Genomic DNA, 16447 nt, shown 5'->3' on the forward strand with positions numbered 1-16447 from the left:
CTAGCGGCGGGCGAGGAGAGCAAGGACGAGGCCGAATGCGGCCGCAGCCCCAATGGTCGCAACCGGATGCTTGCGCACCGTGTCGCGCACTTCGGATGCGCCGCGCAGGTAGCCGTCCTGCAGATCGCGCAGCAGGTCTTCGCCACGGCCGACAATCTCGTCGTAGCCTGCGGAGGCCTGATAGCGCAGCTTGTCAGACTGGCGGCGAGAGCTCTTGGCGGCCAGCTTGGTCAGGGCGTCGATCTCGTCGCGGAGGTGCTCGATCTGATCTTCGATCGTGCTTTCGATGCTGTGAAGCGTGCCATTGCCCTTGCGGCTGCCGCGAACGGATTGGAGGATGGATGAAGCCATGATTTTCTCCATGTTTTTGGGCGTGCACATGCGCCGCCTGTTTAAAATCACAGGCCGTCGCCGTTGCTGTCTTGAAGAAGCGCCCGGCAATGACCCAAATCATCGACACGGAGAACGCGAAAGACCGGGAAAGGTTCCGGGAAAAGCCTCAGAGCGCGCTGTGGGCAAGCACGAAGGGCGTGCCGTCGGCAGGCACCTGATTGATGCGCAGCGCGCAGCCGAAGACCGATTGCATGTTCTGATCGGTCAGGACCTCGCTGACGCTGCCTGCGGCTGCCAGCCGCCCGGATTTCATCAGGACGATCTGATCGGCAAAGAGTGCCGTCAGGTTGAGGTCGTGCATGACGGCGATGACACCGCCGCCGGCCTCGCAGAACTGGCGGGCAAGCCGCATGATCGTCAGCTGGTGGCTGATGTCGAGGCTTGAGACGGGTTCGTCGAGCAGCAGCCAGCAGGGCTTGCCGTGAGGCACCGGGTAGGCGATCTGGCAGAGAACGCGGGCGAGCTGCACGCGCTGCTGCTCGCCGCCCGACAGTTCCTGATAGTAGCGGCCCTCGAAACCGTGGAGATCGACGGCACCGAGCGCGCGGGCGGCGGTTTCCTCGGCGCGTTCCGGGTGAAGGTTGACGCCTGTCGTCAGGCCCATGCGGACGATTTCGCGGACGGTGAAGGGAAAGGAGATGGCGCTTGCCTGCGGAAGCACGCCGCGGATGGCTGCGAGCTTCCAGGGTTGCATATCGCCGACTTCGGCGCCGTTGATCCTGACCGATCCCTGGGCGGGCAATTCGCCCGATACCGCCTTCATCGTCGTCGTCTTGCCGGAGCCGTTCGGGCCGGCGATCGCGGTCAGCTCGCCGGCGCGGGCGGTGAAGCTGACGCCGTGGACGATGGTCTTGCCCGACAGATCGACGGAGACGTTGGAAAGCTCGATCATGGAAATGCTCTCAGAGGGCAAGCCGCGAGCGTTGGCGCAGCAGGATCCAGAGGAAGAACGGGCCGCCGACAGCAGCCGTGATGATGCCGATCGGCAGTTCGGCCGGGGCGACGATGGTGCGCGCTAGCACGTCGGCGAAGATCAGCAGCGAACCGCCGAGCAGGGCGGAGGCGGGCAGCAGATAGCGGTGGTCGGGTCCGATCACCATGCGCAGCACATGCGGTACGACGATGCCGACGAAGCCGATGCCGCCGCTGACGGCAACCGAGGCGCCGGTCGCGGCGGCCACGGTGACGATGGCGATATTCTTCAGCCGCTGGACCGGCACGCCCATGTGGAAGGCGGCTGCCTCGCCAAGCGTGATGGCGTTCAGGCCGCGGGCCATGAAGGGAAGCACGATGTAGGAGGCTAGGATGATCGGCGCGGCTGCGGCGATCTTCATCCAGGTGGCGCCCGCCAACGAGCCCATGCCCCAGAATGTCAGGTCGCGGAGTTGCTGGTCGTTGGCCACGTATGTCAGAAGGCCGGTCAGGGCGCCGGTGAGAGCGCCGAGCGCGATGCCGGCGAGCAGCATGGTGCCGATCGAGGTCTGGCCGTTGCTGGTGGCGACCCTGTAGAGCAGCAACGTCGTGACGAGACCGCCGCCGAAGGCTGCGAGCGGCAGGGCATAGATGCCGAGCAGATTGAACATCGGCATGGCAATCGAGCCGCCGAGCACGATCATGATCACGGCACCAAAGCCGGCGCCGGAGGAGACGCCGACGAGGCCGGGATCGGCCAGCGGATTGCGGAACAGACCCTGCATGACGGCGCCTGACACGGCGAGCGAGCCGCCGACCAGGAAGCCAAGGATGGCACGCGGCATGCGGATATCGAAGATGATGATCCGGTCGCGGGTGGTCAGCGCATCGGCCTGGCCGCCGAGATTGGCCAGCACGTCGAACATCGACGCGTCCGACGCGCCTGTGGTTACCGAGAATAGCAGCGAAAAGACGGAGCCGATGACGAGCAGGGCGATGACGAGGGCCGCGATCCGCGTACGATCGCCGACCTGGTGGCTTTCGCGCAATGCGGCGATCGAAAACATGGAACGCTTGCCGTCCGTCATCACATCCTGCACTGCCATATCAGCCGCCGTAGATCGCCGTGTTCAGTTCGCGGACGGCACTTGCCGTGCGCGGACCGAAGCCGAGCAGATGCAGGCCGTCCATACGGATGACGGCCTTCTTCTCTGCCGCAGGCGTCAGCGCGATCGCCGGCTGTTTGAAGAGATCGTCGTTGGCGGCCGCATGGCCGCCTTCGCGGTTCATCATCAGAATGACGTCAGGCTTGGCCTCGATGATCGACTCGTCGGTCAGCGGCTTGTAGCCCGGGAAGGTGCCGACAGCATTGACGGCGCCAGCGAGCTTGATGATGCCATCGGCAGCCGTGCCGGTTCCCGAAGCCATGATCTTGCCGCCCTGCATGCTGAGGATGAAGAGCACGCGCTTGCGCTCGCCCTCCGGATGCTTTTCGGCATCGGCGATCGCGGCGTCGAGATCGGCGCCGACCTTGGCTTCCAGCGCCTTGGCCTTGTCCTCGACACCGAGCAGTGCGCCGACGCGATCGATCTTCTTGAGGATACCTTCGCGGTCGTAGGTGTTCGGAACCGTCTCGAAAGGAACACTGGCATTCTTCAGAACCGTCAGCGCTTCCGGCGGACCGGCGCCTTCGACGGCGATGATCGCCGAGGGATTGACGGCAAGAATGCCTTCCGGCGACAGCGCCCGCATGTAGCCGACATCCGGCAGCTTCATGGCCGCTTCCGGATACATGCTGGTGGAATCGCGGGCGATGATGCGGCTTTCCTCGCCAAGCGCGTAGATGATCTCGGTGACGTCGCCGCCGACCGAGACGACGCGCGAGGTGTCGAGTTTCTTCGGTTCGGCCGCATGAGCGGCGCGAACGAAGGAATAGCCGGGCGTTGCGACCGGCGAGGGGATCAGCGGCAGGGCCATGACAGCAGCCGTCAGCGCCAGTTCCCAGAGGCGGATGCGGCGCAGGCTTGAAGGCATTCTCATGATCGGCTCCTTATGCGGCGACGCTTGCTGCACGCGGCAGGTTTTCCATGATCTCGCGCCAGTCGCCGCGCTCATCCGTGCCTTCCTTCCGCTTGCCGAAGAACTGGATGATCATCTCGCCATTGGCGTCATAGGCTTCGAGCGAGGTGACATGGCCGTCCTTGGTCGGCTTGCGCACCGCCCAGGTTTCGGCGATGTGGTCCTGGCGCAGATGCAGGTGGAAGGTCTCGTCGAGAACGTTGATCCACGGACCCATCGGCTGGACGTTGTGGATCGGGCCGGAATGGATCTGGACGATGCCGTTATTGGCGACGAAGCACATGATCGGCAGGCCGGCCTTGACCGAAGCATGCATCATGTCTGCGGTGGCGGTGTTGTCGAGCTTCCAGGCATAGTCGTCGCCGACGGTGCGCACGGCGGCCTGGCGGCCGATCTTCAGGCGCTTCAGCATGCCGAAGAACTCATGGGTGTCGGTGAGCTTGCTCCAGCTGTCGCGCAGTTCGTTCTGGTTGACTTCACCGGTTTCATCGGCACTGAAGCTTGCTTCCTGCTCGACGAATTCCTGCGACTGGTCCTCGAGCGTCAGCTCGGCGACGATGGCGTGATAGGCTTCGACATTGGAGGCCGGGCGCAGGTGGATCTTGTGGACGGCACTGCCGGTCTTGTCGAAATACTGAAGGCTGAGGCGCTCGGTGTCGCCGTCCTTCTTGGTGACGGCAAAGGCGTAGGCCCAACGGCTCGGGAAGACGCGCAGGTCGATGTTTTCGCCGAGAACGATGGCATTGTGCTGGCCGACGCTGATGTTCTCGTAAACGCCGATCTTCTCGTGCACGGCGCTTTCGTTGCGCGACAGGGCCATGACCTCGCCGAGTGTCGCCACGCGCTCCAGAAGCTTGGCGGCGCTGGCATCGATGCGGGTGGCGGAAATGCCGACTTCGGCGGCAACGAGGGCTGCTTCCGAAATCTTCAGCTGAGCGGCGATATCGCGCTCGCGCATCTTCGGATTCTCGGCGCGGAACGCGCGAATTTCGGCCGGTGCCGGTCTGGTGTTCTCGGTCATGGTCTACCCTTACTTATTGAGAATGAGCTTGCCCTGGCGGGTAATTTTCATGCGATAGACCACGCCGTCATGCCGGATCATGATCTCGTTCGCGCCGCGGAAGATGTCTCCGCTTTCGATCGTGCGCACTTCCGCCGCGTCCTTGACGAACGGCGCATGCTTAAAGGTGTCAGGCTTTTCAACCATCATTTCGGTTGGCAATTTCCGCTTTTGCCGCGGCTTGTTTTCCGGCGGCCTAGATACATTTATCTTGACTTTCATAGTCACCATTTTTTAAAGACGCAATAGAAGAGTTATCAACTCAAGTTTTCGAAATCGCATGGAGAAGTGGTGATGGCGGCACGCAGTTTTGCATCGTTTGTGGCGGGCGGATTGATGGTCGTTGGAAGCGTTCTTCCTGCCTATGCACAGGATGCCGCCGCTGCTGCTCCGGCAGCTCCGGCCAACGCTCTCGAAGTCGAGCTGAACGCGCTGGCGCCATCGCAGAAGGGCTGCATGATGACCTTCGTGGCGCTGAACAAGCTGGCTGCGCCGGTCAACAAGATCTCCTTCGAGCTGGCCTTCTTCAACGACAGGAACGCGGTCGATAAGATCACCGTTCTCGATTTTCGCGATCTGCCCGAGGGCAAGAAGCGCGTGCGCCAGTTCGACATGCCCAACATGAAATGCGAGGCGGTGACCCGCATCATCATCAACGACACGCCGGTTTGTGATGGGCCGGCTGCCGGTGCATGCATGAAAGGTCTAGTCACCCGCTCGCAGATTTCTGTGCCCTTCGAAGGGTAAGACAGACCGCCGGAGATGATTTCCGGCAGGCTTCAGTTTCAAACTGGCCGAGGCAAGGCAGATGGTAGTTTCAGCGAAATCCACATCGCGGCACGCGTTCCTTGCCGAGCAGGATGCCGGCACATCGAACGACAATCTGCCGGGGCTGCATCCCGGACACGAGATGCCGGAACTGCGCAACGCGCCGCGCCAGCCGGCCGCCGAAACCGTCGTCCACTATACGCGCTTCGCCCATATCGGCTCCTTCCCGGAACATGCGCAGGGACCGAAGGCCGGTGCCGCCGACGCTCCGGCGATGGACGCTTCAGCGATCGAAAAGCAGGAGGCGGGCGCCAAGCCTGCCAAGCGCAACGTCGTCGTCGCGTGCCTGACGTCCTTTGCCTTCCACGCGATTGTCTTCACGGCGCTGGCCATCGGCTTCGTCGTCGCGCCGCATGAGCCTGAGGAGGAGGCCGGCGAGGCGGTCAGTGTCATCATTGTTGGTGATTCCGAAGCCGACCAGGCTTCTGCCGGTGATCCCGATCTGCAGGTCGAGCCGCAGCCGGAGGAGGTGGTCGCCGAAAGCGTCCAGCCGGAAACCGTGCAGCCGACGGAGGTTCAGCCGACCGAAGTGCAGCCCGAGATGGCGCAGCCGGTTGAAGCGCAGCCCGTTCAGCCAACAGAGGAAGTGACGCGGGTTTCGCCTGAAACGGTGACGGCCGCCGAGCCGGAGATTCTGACCTCCAACGTTCCGGCCGAAACTTCCGTCGTCCAGCCAATGGCGACCGAGGTTCCCGAAGAGGTGAAGCCGGTCGAGTCCGTCGAGACGGCCGAAGCGCTCCCCGATCCTGTTCAGCCCGAGGAAACGCCGACGCCAGTTGCCAAGCCGAAGGCGGTGCAGCCGGCCGAAAAGCCCAAAGTCGAGAAGAAAGAGCCGCCGAAGAAGGTGGTGAAGAAGGCTGCGGGATCGCAAGGCGAGAACAAGCAGGATTCGCGCCGCGGGGCCAGCGACGGCGAGGAAGTGGCCAATGCCGACCGGAACTCACGCTCGGCAGGTAGCTCGGGCGGGGCAGGCAGTGCTGCTGTCGCCAACTATCCGGGCAAGGTGCAATCGCGCATCCGCCGCGCCGTGAAGGTGCCGTCCGAATACAAGCGGATGAGCGCGTCGATGAGTGTCAGGGTTCGCCTGACGATCGGCGGCGATGGCTCGCTGAGCGGCCTGTCTGTTGCCCGCAGTTCCGGAATTCCCGAGCTCGATCAGGCGGTTGTCTCCGGCGTGCAGCGCGCTTCGCCATTCCCGCCGCTGCCGTCCGAATGGGGTAAGCCGAGCTGGACCTTCACCCAGGAAGTCCAGGTTACCGGCCGCTGAAATAAATATGATCAAAAGAGTCAACTTTATACTTTACTCTAAAACTCAAGTTTAATAAGGTCCCGCTTGCACACTGGAATCGTGTGACGATCAACGAGCGAACGGGTGGTAAATGGCTCGGAAGGCGAAGAAGGGATCTAACCGGGACATCCGCGTCAGCGCGGATGCGGCAGCGCAGACGCAGCAGCCGTCCGGACGATCCAAATTGGACGGCCGCAGTTTTCTCTATGTCGGCGGCCGGGATTGCCAGGTGGCACATCTTCGCGAGATCGCCAGCAGCTTCGGCGCCGAGCTGATCCACCACGACGGGGGCTTGCGCGAAGCGGTCTCGCGCATCGACACCGTTCTGCCATCGGTCGACTGCGTGTTCTGCCCGATCGACTGTATCAGCCACGATGCCTGCGTGCGCGTGAAGACCGGCTGCAAGAAATTCGGCAAGGCCTTCATCCCGCTGCGCAGCGGCAGCAAGTCCAGCCTCGAGCGGGCCTTGAACACCATGAACGAACGAGACACCGCCCGATGAAAGACCAGCGCCCCGAGGGCTTCATGATGATCGGCCTGCACAAGCTGGCCGCACAGAACGGCGACGGCCTTGTGCCCGAACTCTATGAGCTTCTGATGAAGAATGCAGAACGCCAGGCCGACTACCCGAATGTCACCGAGTTCCCCTATTGGGAAACGCGGATGCCGGGTGTGGAGCCGGAAAAGCCGCTTGGCCGTGAAGCGGCGAACGGCAATAATGTCGTCGCTTTCCCAAGCGGCAAGCGTGCCAAGGGCTGAGGACGGCGCAATGTATATCGCAATGAACCGCTTCAAGGTGACCGAGGGATCGGAGAGCGAATTCGAGGATGTCTGGCGCAACCGCGATTCCAGCCTGTCCACGGTTCCCGGTTTCGTCGAATTCCGTCTGCTGCGCGGCAAGGCGAATGTGGAGGAGGGCTATACGCTGTTTTCCTCGCATACGCTTTGGGCGAGCGAAGAGGACTTTCTGAACTGGACGAAGTCCGAGAGCTTTCGCGCCGCGCATCGCAATGCCGGTGACCGCAAGGCGATATACAAGGGGCCGCCGGTTTTCGAAGGTTTTACCGTCCTCGAGGGCATCTGAGACATGGACGATCCGCAGCGCATCGAAGTTCTGCCGATCCTGCCGTCGCTTGATATTGCGGAAACGTTGGCCTTCTACCGCGACCAGCTGGGCTTTGCCGCGACCTATGAGACGGCAGACTATCTGATCGTTCACCGGCAGGAGATGGAGCTGCATTTCCGGCTGACCGGCAATCGTGCATTTTGCGAAAGCAGCGCCGTCTATCTCCGAGGCGGCCGGATCGGTGCACTGCACCGGGAATATTCCGAAAAAGCCGTGCCGACGCTGACGGCTCTCGAGGTCCGGCCGTGGAACATGGAGGAATTCTTCATCCATGATCCGCATGGCAACTTGCTACGGTTCGCCCGCATTCCCGGCCGCTGAGGCGTAAAACCGGCCCTGCGGCATGTTTGTCTGGCGGAGGGGTACGCTATGGCCGGAGCCACTTGCCGTGCTATCCTGTCACAATGACCAAGCCGACCCTCTCCCTGCAACTTTTCTCGCTGCGTGAACTCGGATCACTCGATGCCCAGCTTTCGGCAGCCGCCAGAGCGGGTTTCCAATCGGTCGAGCCGCTCGGCCATCATCTGCGGGAGGCCGATGATCTCGGTGAGGCGCTTGCCCGGCACGCGCTGACGGCGCCGACGGCCCATATCGGCTTCGAGTTCCTGCGCGACGAGCCCGGCCAGGTCACGGAGGCCTGTCAGGCCTGCGGCATCTCCCAGCTCTTCGTGCCGCAATCCTCAAATTTCCTGCCGCCGGAGACCACCGGCGGCTGGCAGCGGCTCGGCGCCGAACTCGGGCGGCTGGCAGAGCAATACAGGCCGCACGGCATTTCCATCGGCTATCACAACATGACGGCGGGCTTTGCGCTGCTGTCGACCGCCCGCTACGGCTTCGAAGTGATGTTCGAAGCGGCCCGCGGCAGCCCGCTCGTCTGGCAGGCCGATATCGCCTGGATGTCCCGCGCCGGCGTCGATCCGGCCGAGTGGCTGCAGCGCTATGCCAAGGTGCTGGTTTCGGCGCATGTGAAGGACAGGGCGCCCGAAGGGGCAAACGCCGATGAGGACGGCTGGGCCGATGTCGGCGCCGGCACGCTGATGTGGCCCTCGCTCTGGCGGCTGGCGCTGGCGAAGGGTGCGCGGACGCTGGTGGTGGAGCATGACAGCCCGCGCAAGCCCTTCGAATTTGCGCAGACGAGTTTTGCCTATCTCAGCAAGTTCATGGCCCATTCGGGGTGAGGATTTCGCGCGATTATCGAGAAGTTGCGTTGGCGGTTTTTCGTCGATTTCGGATACGCCTGTACTGCGAAACAGCCAGCTATGCGGCGTCGTAAAAAGCAGAACAACAAGTTTTGCTTTTATCGAGAGTGTTGAAGCTCCACCAAAACTATGCACTCTCTGAATGGTCATCATGATCGGCTGGAGGAGAGACGGCAATGACTGATCAGCAAGGAAACAATCCCTTTGACGGCCCTCAAATGCAGGGGGTACGCTACGAGCGGGCAGATATGTCGGGCGCCAATTTCGATGGCGTCTATCTCGCTGACGCACGATTTTATGCTGTTCTGACGAAAGCGAAATTCATCGACACCAATTTAGGCGAAGCTGATTTCGACGACGTCAACCTTGAAGCTGCGCGCTTTAATAACGTCAATCTGTCTGGAGCGGCTGTCACCAATGCAAACCTGTCGCGATTGACCATAAGCGGTGCCACATTGGCGAATTCGGACATCAGAGACGCCGATTTGACTGGGATGCGGATCAACGGAATTCTGGTTACCGATCTCTTCGACGCCTATGAAAAGGCGAAATGACAAAGGTCCGTCTTCAGGTCTGAAATGCGTGTAACTCGTTGCGCCGGGGATGAGGGGCGCCGAGTTAAAATCAAATACCCGGAAGCTGCAGCACCATACCCGCGCGCCTCTCCGCACCCATGCCGTTCGCGACCTCGGCGTCAAGGATCGCCCGCAGACCCGCAGGCATATTTTCGGCCTCAGGCTCCTCGAATCCCAGCGACCGGTAGAACGGATAATTGAACACCACGAAGCGGTCTGTTGTCAGCACGACGGCGGATAGGCCCCGGCTTCGCGCGGCATTGATCGCAGCCTGCATCAGCAACCATCCGATGCCCTTGCCTTGCAATCGACGGAGCACATCGATCTCGGCGATGTAAAGCATGCCGCTGATCTCTTCCGCCGCGACGAAACCCACAGGCGTGTCGTCCCCGTCGACGGCCACCATCAGCAGACCATCCGCGCAGTAGGTGGCAAGCTGTTCAGACGACAGCGGATGCGGTTCGCCGGGGAAGGGGACGCCGGCGTCGATGAGCGCCACAACCGCGTCCATTTCGATGGCGCGCAGCGCATTGAGCTCACCGGCCCGGGCATTGCGGATGGTGACGCCGTTCACCGGACCGGCCGGCGCAGGAAACCGCCGACGGAAATGGCCAGCCAGCCGAGCATCATCGCCCAGCCGCCTGATGGCGCGGCATAGGGAAACAGGCCGGATCCGGCAAAGCGCAGCGACACAAGATCGCCGGCGAAGAGCGCGGTGCCAACGATCATCAGCAAACCGGCCAGCCAGGCGGTTTTGAGCTTCTCGCCCGCCAGCGCGAGGCCGAGCAAGGCGGGCGCGTGCGCCAGGCACATGGCAGACGCCGAGGCCGCGAGGCTGGCATCGCCGCCGCCATGAGCCGCGACTGCGGCCAAGCCGACGCCTGCGACGCCGAAGAGGCCGGCGAAGAGGAAGAAGAACGGCGCAATGCGTTCGTTGCTGATCATGGCGGCGCTATTCCTTGTTCTGCATGTGGAAGGCCAGCCGTTCGATCGGCGGCCAGATGATGTCGCGGAGTTTGGGATTGGCGATTGTCTCATCCATCGCCCGGCGGAAGCAGAGCAGCCACTCGTCGCGTTCGACGGGGCCGATTTCGGCGACGAAATGGCGGCTACGCAGGCGGGGATGGCCGCGCTTGTCGGTATAAAGCGGCGGGCCGCCGAGATAGCCGGTCAGGTATTCGTAGAATTTCTCTTCGCTGCCCGCGAGGCTCGGCGGATGGACGGCGCGCACGTGCCTGGCCTCCGGCAGCGTATCCATCAGCTGGTAAAAGCGATGCGCCAAAGCCTTGACCGTCTCGTCGCCACCGATCGCCTGATAAAGCGTGATCGCCTCTTCCGTCACTGAACCATCCCTCGATACCCCGCAGTCTTCATGCACCGGCACGCATCGGCGCGCAACACGGGAAGACCAAGGCGCGGCATTTGGTCCAAACGCCTGCGATACCAACGCTCTACATCGATTTTAATTGACAAAACCGTCCAGACGGTATTTTTAGAACGCATGGCACTCGCACATCACCGCAAGAAACAACCCGAACTCGTCCGCCGGCAGCTGCTGGATGTCGCCGCACGTCTGGCGACGGAGAGCGGCATGGCGTCGGTGACGCTGGATGCGGTGTCTGGCGCCTCGGGCGTCAGCAAGGGTGGGCTGCTGCATCATTTCCCGACGAAGAATGCGCTGCTCGATGCACTGTTCGAAAGTCTGCTGGAACGCTTCGATGCCGATATCGAGGAGCTGATGCGCCGCGATGCGGTCTCGCACGGCCGCTTCACCCGCGCCTATCTGCTGGCCGTTGCCGATATCCAGAGCGATCGCGATGAATCGCGCCATTGGGCGCAGGTGACGATTGCCATGCTCGCCGAGCCGCGGCTCCGCCAGCGCTGGCGCGAATGGGTGCAGGCGCGCGCCGATGAATATGTCGGTACCGATTCTTCCGTCGATGCGCAGATCGTTCGGTTCGCGGCCGATGGGCTCTGGCTCTCCGATACGACCGAGAGCCACGATCTCGGACTTGCCGAGCGCCGGGCGCTGATTGCGCGGCTGACCGAACTGACCAAGCGATAATTCCAGGGATAGAAGACCATGAGCCCGGCTGCCGTCTATGCGCTGCTTTTCCTCGCGATCGTGCTCGAAGTCATCGGCACGACGGCGCTGCAGATGTCGCAGCAGTTCACCAAGCTGCTGCCGAGCGCGGTGCTTGTCGTCTGCTATGCGACGGCCTTCTATCTGCTGTCGCTGACGCTGAAATCGATCCCCGTCGGCATCGCCTATGCGATTTGGAGCGCTTTGGGAATCGTGCTGATTTCGGCCGTCGGACTGATCTATTTCAAGCAGCGTCTCGACCTGCCGGCGATGATCGGGCTTGGCCTCATCATATCGGGCGTTCTCGTCGTCAATCTGTTCTCCAAATCGGTTTCCCATTGATTTTCATGGGTTTGAGCCGACGTTCCGCGGCGTGCCCCGGCGGCTAATTTTCCCCTTTGTCAAATTGCGGCCAAAGGTCTATGTCTTCTTGTGACTTGGAGGAGGCGAGGCGCAGTTTTGTTCAATTTTCCAAAGCGCTTTGAATTCTTCTCGACCCGCCAGTTTTGATAACCCCCGAAGCTTAGAGGAGCACCGGCAATGGCCATTCGTACCGTCGTCTGGGGAGAGAATATTCACGAGAATACCAACGAGATCGTCAGGGGTATCTACCCGGAAGGCATGCATACGACGATTGCCAAGGCGCTGAACAGCGACCCTGCGATCAGCGCTACGACGGCGACGCTGCAGGAAGCCGAGCATGGGTTGCCGCAGTCGCGTCTCGACGAGACCGACGTGCTGCTGTGGTGGGGACACAAGGATCACGGCGCGGTGTCCGACGAGGTGGTCGAGCGCGTTGCCAAGCGCGTCTGGGAGGGCATGGGTCTTCTCGTTTTGCATTCCGGCCATTTCTCGAAGATCTTCAAGCGGTTGATGGGTACGCCCTGCGCGCTGAAGTGGCGCGAGGCGGGCGAGCGCGAACGCCTGTGGGTCATCAACCCGCGCCATCCGATTGCCGCCGGTCTCGACGAGAATTTCGTCCTCGAAAACGAGGAAATGTATGGCGAGCAGTTCTCCGTTCCGGAGCCGCTGGAAACGGTGTTCATCTCCTGGTTCCAGGGCGGTGAAGTGTTCCGCTCCGGCATGACCTGGCGCCGCGGCGCTGGCAACATCTTCTACTTCCGCCCGGGCCACGAGACCTACCCGACCTATCACGACGCCAACGTCAAGAAGGTGCTGATCAACGGCGTAAAATGGGCGCATAACCCGGCTGGCGCGTTGACTGCCATCCACGATGCCCCAAATGTGCCGGTTGAGAAGGCCCTGGAGCCGATCGAAGAACGCGGCCCGAGACTGCACCAGGCCGGCGAAGCCGGTTACCGCTGAGGAACATCCATGCGACTACTCGTTCTCGGAACGGGCGTGATGGCAAAGAACCAGCTCGACCACTTCACCCGCATTGACGGTGTGACGGTGGTCGGTGCTGTCGACACCGACACCGTCCGCCTTGCGGCATTCGCCGACAAGTTCAACATCGAAAAGCGTTTCCTGACCCTCGACGAAGCGATCGCCTGGGGCGAATTCGACGCGGCGACCAATGTGACGCCTGACAGAATCCACCACCCGACGACCATGGCGCTGATCGCCGCCGGAAAGCACGTCTTCTGCGAAAAGCCGCTGGCGGAGAATTATCCGAAGGCGCTGGAGATGACCGAAGCTGCGGAAGCGGCCGGCGTCATCAACATGGTGAACCTCACCTACCGCAATGTCGCGCCGCTGCAGCGCGCCCGCGAAATGGTGCTGGCCGGTGAGCTCGGCACCATCAAGCATGTGGAAGCGTCCTATCTGCAGAGCTGGCTGGTGTCGCGGGCCTGGGGCGACTGGCGCACGGAATCGACCTGGCTCTGGCGCCTTTCGACCGGCCACGGCTCGAACGGCGTGCTCGGCGATGTCGGCATCCATATTCTCGACTTCGCGGCCTATGGCGCGGCGACCGATATCGACCACGTCTTTGCCCGCCTGAAGACCTTCAACAAGGCGCCGGGCGGCCAGATCGGCGAATATATGCTCGATGCCAATGACAGTTTTACCATGTCGGTCGATTTCGCCAATGGCGCGCTCGGGGTCGTGCATGCCAGCCGCTGGGCGACCGGGCATCTGAATGAGCTGAAACTGCGTATCTACGGCGAGCGTGGCAGCCTCGAGGTCAATCACAATCCGAACGGCTCGTCGCTGCGCGGCTGCTTCGGAGACGATGTCGAGACGGCGACCTGGAAGGATATCGAGGTTCCCGCGGTTCCGACCAACTATCAGCGTTTCGCAGAAGCGGTGATGACCGGCGTTCAGCCCGATCCCAACTTCCGCCATGCCGCCAACCTGCAGAAGGTGATCGACCTGTCAGTCGTCACCGAGCGCGAGCGGCGGGAATTGAAGGTCTGATTTCCGCGCCACAAGCAAAAAAAGCCGCCCGGGTTGAGGGCGGCTTTTCTGTTTCCAGCTTTGGTCTTCGCGTTACTGGATCACCTGCACGACGCGGTGCGTCTCGGGCTCGACGATCACACGCTGGTTGTTGACCACCGTATAGGCATATTTCGGGTTCTCCGGCACCGGAACGACCTGTACCTCGGCCGGAAGCGGCTTGCCGACGACGATCGGCTGCTGAACGATGACGGCCTGCGGCGGAGCGGGCTGGGCCTCGACATAGGTCACGACTTCGCGCGGCGGCGGATCGATCACGGCACCGGCGACGGCGCCTGCGACACCACCCACGGCAGCGCCGATCGGGCCGCCGACAATCGCACCCGTTACCGCACCACCGGCAGCCCCGGTGACCGCACCATCAGCCAGCGCATTCGTGGCCAGGGACGACAGCGCCAATGCGCTGGAGACAAGTAGAACCTTGTACATTGTATTTCTCCTTAGCTCGGTTTGCGGGGGAGAAACGGTGCATCCTATTTGTTGTTCCGCGCAGGGAGTCACGCTTTCCGTGCGGTGGTCATATGGCGTGAAGACTACTATGCCGCGAATTTTCAATTTCCTCTACTTGAAAGTCCGCTGAGCGATGCTCATCTCATTGCAACTTATATGAGGGCATAATGGCGACGTACAATCTGATCATTACCGATGTGACTCAGTATGGAAACACATACTACGGCATCCGATATTGCGTGGCAGGGTGGGACATCGATCGCAACATGATGATTCGCCCCGAGCCGCCTGGGGCAAACGCTTCGGTTGAGTTTTCCCGTTTTTGGGACTCGAAATACGTTGGCCCGGGGAAATTGTTCGAGGTAGGGAACGTGGTTCAGGTGGAGCTTGGCCTTCCACCCAAAGATTTTCCTTTTCCTCATGCAACAGAAGATCGGATGTTTCTCGTCGATCAGCCTCATGGCAGATCGGGAAAGCTCACGTTGGCAGATGTGGCGGCTGCCGTGAAGGCCGGTATATCAGCCAACCTTAAAGCTTCCTTCGGCGAGCAATTGGTCCGGAAAACGAACGGGAAATCGTTTGTTCCAGCGAATGCGATGACGAACTCACTGGATGCTATTGAAGTCTTGCCTGCTGATATTCATTTCTTTGAGAAAATCGATGGCAACAAGAGAAAACTTCGCGCGCTGATCAAGCAGAACGGCATTGAATATGACTTTTCAGTTCCGGCGGAGGCCGCCAAAGCCCGCGGGGCAGACGGCTTGAATTCTGACGCAAAGAACAGCTCCAAGGTGCATGTCCGACTTGGGCTGAGCAGGCCGATGACCGGCGATCCGCATTCGTGTGCAACGCAAATTAACGGGGTGTATTGTCTTTAGGAGCGGCGCCGTTAGTTGTGCCTGGAACGGATGTATGGTGATCTTCTTGGCAAAACGATGAGTATGCTCGATTCCCGTTTGACAGGGAGATGAGGCGATGAGCGCCGCTGGCGAAGTCCTGACTGTTGGTCATTCAAACCTATCCTATGAAGATTTCCTGTCTCTTTTGAGAGGTGCGTCAGTTACTGCTGTCGCGGACGTTCGAACGGCTCCTTATTCCCGATACTATCCGCATTTCAATCGGGAGGACCTTCAGGAGGAATTGAAAGCCGATGGGATAGCCTATGCCTATCTTGGAAATGAGCTTGGGGGCCGGCCCAAGGACAGCAGCTTTTTCTGCGATGGCGTTGCGGACTACGAGAAGATGGCACGGACGCCGGAATTCGCGCAGGGCTTGGAGCGTGTTATCTCGGGTTCGCGGCGTTACAGAATTGCGATGATGTGTTCCGAGCATGATCCGCTCGAGTGTCATCGCTGCCTACTGGTCGGGCGCGTGCTTCACGAGAAGGGAAGCACGGTAAGGCACATTCTGAGCACGGGGGAGTTCCTTGACCACAGCGACGTCGAGAGCAGGCTCATGGAAATATCCGGAAAGAACAAAGCCGATCTGTTCGAGCGTCCCGAGGCGCGCCTGACGGCCGCATATCGGGAACAAGCTTCTAAGGTCGCATTTGCGGCCCCAATTCAAAAACAGGTAGTAGCGCGATAATGGTTGATAGCGTTGATGTGACGACCATCGGCTTCACGAAGACCACTGCCGAGCGGTTTTTCGCAAGGATAAAGAGCGCAGGCGTCAAAAAGGTCGTCGATGTTCGTCTTCACAACACATCACAGCTTGCCGGGTTCGCCAAGGCCGACGATCTATCGTATTTTCTGAAAGAGATCTGCGGTGCCGACTATGTCCACCAGCCGCTCCTGGCTCCAACCGATGATATCTTGAAGGCTTTCAAGCGCGACAAGGGAGATTGGGGCGTCTATCAGCGCGTATTCCTGGATTTGATGGGGCAACGAAAGATCGAAGAGCGACTACGGCCCGATATGTTTCAGGGAAGTTGCCTTCTATGTTCGGAAGACACGCCACACCACTGTCATCGCAGATTGGTCTGCGAGTATCTCAACGGCAAGTGGGGCGGTGCGCTTAACGTTCGCCATCTCTGA

Annotated in this window: 25 protein-coding genes; 15 read left to right on the plus strand and 10 right to left on the minus strand. The window is 61.1% G+C overall.

Translation table 11 applies throughout. From position 1 onward, the window contains the following. From AC1DV9_RS22730 to hemP, 6 genes are all read right to left on the minus strand, one after another. Nucleotides 1-351, minus strand: a complete 351-nt coding sequence (locus tag AC1DV9_RS22730) for an ElaB/YgaM/YqjD family protein (protein ID WP_112390096.1) — start codon at nt 349-351, stop codon at nt 1-3. Between the two features lie 148 nt (nt 352-499). Further along, a complete protein-coding gene (locus AC1DV9_RS22735) occupies nt 500-1285 on the minus strand; it encodes a heme ABC transporter ATP-binding protein (RefSeq protein ID WP_477950133.1) in 786 nt (261 codons plus the stop codon). A 10-nt stretch (nt 1286-1295) separates the two neighbouring features. Beyond that, nucleotides 1296-2411 (minus strand): FecCD family ABC transporter permease, encoded by a 1116-nt coding sequence (locus tag AC1DV9_RS22740; protein ID WP_477950134.1) that lies wholly within the window; start codon nt 2409-2411, stop codon nt 1296-1298. Between the two features lies 1 nt (nt 2412). Then, the gene (locus AC1DV9_RS22745; RefSeq protein ID WP_477950135.1) at nt 2413-3345 is read right to left on the minus strand and encodes a heme/hemin ABC transporter substrate-binding protein; all 933 of its coding nucleotides are present in this window, start codon (nt 3343-3345) and stop codon (nt 2413-2415) included. 10 nt (nt 3346-3355) lie between these two features. Then, on the minus strand, nt 3356-4405 hold the full coding sequence (locus AC1DV9_RS22750; RefSeq protein WP_477950136.1) for a hemin-degrading factor: 1050 nt from the start codon (nt 4403-4405) through the stop codon (nt 3356-3358). Between the two features lie 9 nt (nt 4406-4414). Then, complete coding sequence (gene hemP, locus AC1DV9_RS22755; protein ID WP_112390101.1) at nt 4415-4594, minus strand: hemin uptake protein HemP; 180 nt, start codon at nt 4592-4594, stop codon at nt 4415-4417. Nucleotides 4595-4738: 144 nt separating this feature from the next. On the opposite strand from hemP, the gene AC1DV9_RS22760 reads away from it, so the two are divergent. The 8 genes from AC1DV9_RS22760 (at nt 4739) to AC1DV9_RS22795 (ending at nt 9439) form a co-directional block, all read left to right on the plus strand. Next, nucleotides 4739-5191 carry a hypothetical protein gene (locus AC1DV9_RS22760; RefSeq protein WP_477950137.1) on the plus strand — a complete coding sequence of 151 codons (453 nt, stop codon included), beginning with the start codon at nt 4739-4741 and terminating at the stop codon, nt 5189-5191. A 61-nt stretch (nt 5192-5252) separates the two neighbouring features. After that, nucleotides 5253-6539 (plus strand): energy transducer TonB family protein, encoded by a 1287-nt coding sequence (locus AC1DV9_RS22765; RefSeq protein WP_477950138.1) that lies wholly within the window; start codon nt 5253-5255, stop codon nt 6537-6539. Between the two features lie 112 nt (nt 6540-6651). After that, the gene (locus tag AC1DV9_RS22770) at nt 6652-7062 is read left to right on the plus strand and encodes a DUF2325 domain-containing protein (RefSeq protein ID WP_112538962.1); all 411 of its coding nucleotides are present in this window, start codon (nt 6652-6654) and stop codon (nt 7060-7062) included. After that, nucleotides 7059-7319 (plus strand): hypothetical protein, encoded by a 261-nt coding sequence (locus AC1DV9_RS22775; protein WP_112390105.1) that lies wholly within the window; start codon nt 7059-7061, stop codon nt 7317-7319. Before AC1DV9_RS22770 ends, AC1DV9_RS22775 begins: the two co-directional genes overlap by 4 nt. A 10-nt stretch (nt 7320-7329) precedes the next feature. Continuing rightward, the gene (gene hmuQ, locus AC1DV9_RS22780; RefSeq protein WP_477950139.1) at nt 7330-7644 is read left to right on the plus strand and encodes a heme-degrading protein HmuQ; all 315 of its coding nucleotides are present in this window, start codon (nt 7330-7332) and stop codon (nt 7642-7644) included. A 3-nt stretch (nt 7645-7647) separates the two neighbouring features. After that, the gene (locus AC1DV9_RS22785) at nt 7648-8007 is read left to right on the plus strand and encodes a bleomycin resistance protein (RefSeq protein WP_477950140.1); all 360 of its coding nucleotides are present in this window, start codon (nt 7648-7650) and stop codon (nt 8005-8007) included. An 83-nt stretch (nt 8008-8090) separates the two neighbouring features. Beyond that, entirely contained in the window at nt 8091-8864 is a 774-nt protein-coding gene (locus AC1DV9_RS22790; RefSeq protein WP_477950141.1) for a sugar phosphate isomerase/epimerase family protein, read from the plus strand. Between the two features lie 197 nt (nt 8865-9061). After that, a complete protein-coding gene (locus tag AC1DV9_RS22795) occupies nt 9062-9439 on the plus strand; it encodes a pentapeptide repeat-containing protein (RefSeq protein WP_477950142.1) in 378 nt (125 codons plus the stop codon). A 70-nt stretch (nt 9440-9509) separates the two neighbouring features. Here the strand turns inward: AC1DV9_RS22795 and AC1DV9_RS22800 are convergent, their stop codons facing one another. From AC1DV9_RS22800 to AC1DV9_RS22810, 3 genes are read right to left on the minus strand one after another with little or no spacing between them, the layout of a single operon-like run. Then, entirely contained in the window at nt 9510-10034 is a 525-nt protein-coding gene (locus AC1DV9_RS22800; protein ID WP_477950143.1) for a GNAT family N-acetyltransferase, read from the minus strand. Further along, complete coding sequence (locus tag AC1DV9_RS22805) at nt 10031-10405, minus strand: DUF423 domain-containing protein (protein ID WP_477950144.1); 375 nt, start codon at nt 10403-10405, stop codon at nt 10031-10033. Before AC1DV9_RS22805 ends, AC1DV9_RS22800 begins: the two co-directional genes overlap by 4 nt. A gap of 7 nt (nt 10406-10412) precedes the next feature. Beyond that, on the minus strand, nt 10413-10802 hold the full coding sequence (locus AC1DV9_RS22810; RefSeq protein WP_477950145.1) for a group II truncated hemoglobin: 390 nt from the start codon (nt 10800-10802) through the stop codon (nt 10413-10415). A 159-nt stretch (nt 10803-10961) separates the two neighbouring features. Here AC1DV9_RS22810 and AC1DV9_RS22815 point away from each other — a divergent pair, with 159 nt between their 5' ends. The 4 genes from AC1DV9_RS22815 to AC1DV9_RS22830 all read left to right on the plus strand — a co-directional run bounded on the left by AC1DV9_RS22815 (nt 10962) and on the right by AC1DV9_RS22830 (nt 13922). Continuing rightward, nucleotides 10962-11525 carry a TetR/AcrR family transcriptional regulator gene (locus tag AC1DV9_RS22815; RefSeq protein WP_112390112.1) on the plus strand — a complete coding sequence of 188 codons (564 nt, stop codon included), beginning with the start codon at nt 10962-10964 and terminating at the stop codon, nt 11523-11525. A gap of 18 nt (nt 11526-11543) precedes the next feature. After that, entirely contained in the window at nt 11544-11885 is a 342-nt protein-coding gene (locus AC1DV9_RS22820; RefSeq protein ID WP_112390113.1) for an SMR family transporter, read from the plus strand. Between the two features lie 198 nt (nt 11886-12083). Continuing rightward, entirely contained in the window at nt 12084-12869 is a 786-nt protein-coding gene (locus AC1DV9_RS22825) for a ThuA domain-containing protein (protein ID WP_112390114.1), read from the plus strand. A 9-nt stretch (nt 12870-12878) separates the two neighbouring features. Beyond that, entirely contained in the window at nt 12879-13922 is a 1044-nt protein-coding gene (locus AC1DV9_RS22830) for a Gfo/Idh/MocA family protein (protein ID WP_112390115.1), read from the plus strand. 72 nt (nt 13923-13994) lie between these two features. Here AC1DV9_RS22830 and AC1DV9_RS22835 read toward each other — a convergent pair whose 3' ends face one another. Then, a complete protein-coding gene (locus AC1DV9_RS22835) occupies nt 13995-14390 on the minus strand; it encodes a DUF1236 domain-containing protein (RefSeq protein ID WP_310294067.1) in 396 nt (131 codons plus the stop codon). Nucleotides 14391-14578: 188 nt separating this feature from the next. Here AC1DV9_RS22835 and AC1DV9_RS22840 point away from each other — a divergent pair, with 188 nt between their 5' ends. The 3 genes from AC1DV9_RS22840 to AC1DV9_RS22850 all read left to right on the plus strand — a co-directional run bounded on the left by AC1DV9_RS22840 (nt 14579) and on the right by AC1DV9_RS22850 (nt 16447). Next, nucleotides 14579-15289, plus strand: coding sequence for a dual OB domain-containing protein (locus AC1DV9_RS22840; RefSeq protein ID WP_477950146.1), 711 nt, complete (start codon nt 14579-14581; stop codon nt 15287-15289). 97 nt (nt 15290-15386) lie between these two features. Beyond that, nucleotides 15387-15998: a DUF488 domain-containing protein gene (locus AC1DV9_RS22845; protein WP_477950147.1), complete on the plus strand. Its 612-nt coding sequence runs from the start codon at nt 15387-15389 to the stop codon at nt 15996-15998. Continuing rightward, nucleotides 15998-16447, plus strand: a complete 450-nt coding sequence (locus AC1DV9_RS22850; protein ID WP_477950148.1) for a DUF488 domain-containing protein — start codon at nt 15998-16000, stop codon at nt 16445-16447. Before AC1DV9_RS22845 ends, AC1DV9_RS22850 begins: the two co-directional genes overlap by 1 nt.

It is taken from the genome of Rhizobium sp. 01L410 (assembly GCF_056400165.1).

Bases quoted from the DNA above. Each gene is read 5' to 3' on its own strand.
- AC1DV9_RS22805 (WP_477950144.1), bottom strand. From the start codon at position 10,405: ATGATCAGCAACGAACGCATTGCGCCGTTCTTCTTCCTCTTCGCCGGC.
- hemP (WP_112390101.1), bottom strand. From the start codon at position 4,594: ATGATGGTTGAAAAGCCTGACACCTTTAAGCATGCGCCGTTCGTCAAG.
- AC1DV9_RS22850 (WP_477950148.1), top strand. From the start codon at position 15,998: ATGGTTGATAGCGTTGATGTGACGACCATCGGCTTCACGAAGACCACT.
- AC1DV9_RS22830 (WP_112390115.1), top strand. From the start codon at position 12,879: ATGCGACTACTCGTTCTCGGAACGGGCGTGATGGCAAAGAACCAGCTC.
- AC1DV9_RS22825 (WP_112390114.1), top strand. From the start codon at position 12,084: ATGGCCATTCGTACCGTCGTCTGGGGAGAGAATATTCACGAGAATACC.
- AC1DV9_RS22835 (WP_310294067.1), bottom strand. From the start codon at position 14,390: ATGTACAAGGTTCTACTTGTCTCCAGCGCATTGGCGCTGTCGTCCCTG.
- AC1DV9_RS22770 (WP_112538962.1), top strand. From the start codon at position 6,652: ATGGCTCGGAAGGCGAAGAAGGGATCTAACCGGGACATCCGCGTCAGC.
- AC1DV9_RS22815 (WP_112390112.1), top strand. From the start codon at position 10,962: ATGGCACTCGCACATCACCGCAAGAAACAACCCGAACTCGTCCGCCGG.
- AC1DV9_RS22750 (WP_477950136.1), bottom strand. From the start codon at position 4,405: ATGACCGAGAACACCAGACCGGCACCGGCCGAAATTCGCGCGTTCCGC.
- AC1DV9_RS22760 (WP_477950137.1), top strand. From the start codon at position 4,739: ATGGCGGCACGCAGTTTTGCATCGTTTGTGGCGGGCGGATTGATGGTC.
- AC1DV9_RS22840 (WP_477950146.1), top strand. From the start codon at position 14,579: ATGGCGACGTACAATCTGATCATTACCGATGTGACTCAGTATGGAAAC.
- AC1DV9_RS22740 (WP_477950134.1), bottom strand. From the start codon at position 2,411: ATGGCAGTGCAGGATGTGATGACGGACGGCAAGCGTTCCATGTTTTCG.
- AC1DV9_RS22820 (WP_112390113.1), top strand. From the start codon at position 11,544: ATGAGCCCGGCTGCCGTCTATGCGCTGCTTTTCCTCGCGATCGTGCTC.
- AC1DV9_RS22795 (WP_477950142.1), top strand. From the start codon at position 9,062: ATGACTGATCAGCAAGGAAACAATCCCTTTGACGGCCCTCAAATGCAG.
- AC1DV9_RS22735 (WP_477950133.1), bottom strand. From the start codon at position 1,285: ATGATCGAGCTTTCCAACGTCTCCGTCGATCTGTCGGGCAAGACCATC.
- AC1DV9_RS22790 (WP_477950141.1), top strand. From the start codon at position 8,091: ATGACCAAGCCGACCCTCTCCCTGCAACTTTTCTCGCTGCGTGAACTC.
- AC1DV9_RS22730 (WP_112390096.1), bottom strand. From the start codon at position 351: ATGGCTTCATCCATCCTCCAATCCGTTCGCGGCAGCCGCAAGGGCAAT.
- AC1DV9_RS22845 (WP_477950147.1), top strand. From the start codon at position 15,387: ATGAGCGCCGCTGGCGAAGTCCTGACTGTTGGTCATTCAAACCTATCC.
- AC1DV9_RS22745 (WP_477950135.1), bottom strand. From the start codon at position 3,345: ATGAGAATGCCTTCAAGCCTGCGCCGCATCCGCCTCTGGGAACTGGCG.
- AC1DV9_RS22775 (WP_112390105.1), top strand. From the start codon at position 7,059: ATGAAAGACCAGCGCCCCGAGGGCTTCATGATGATCGGCCTGCACAAG.
- hmuQ (WP_477950139.1), top strand. From the start codon at position 7,330: ATGTATATCGCAATGAACCGCTTCAAGGTGACCGAGGGATCGGAGAGC.
- AC1DV9_RS22765 (WP_477950138.1), top strand. From the start codon at position 5,253: ATGGTAGTTTCAGCGAAATCCACATCGCGGCACGCGTTCCTTGCCGAG.
- AC1DV9_RS22785 (WP_477950140.1), top strand. From the start codon at position 7,648: ATGGACGATCCGCAGCGCATCGAAGTTCTGCCGATCCTGCCGTCGCTT.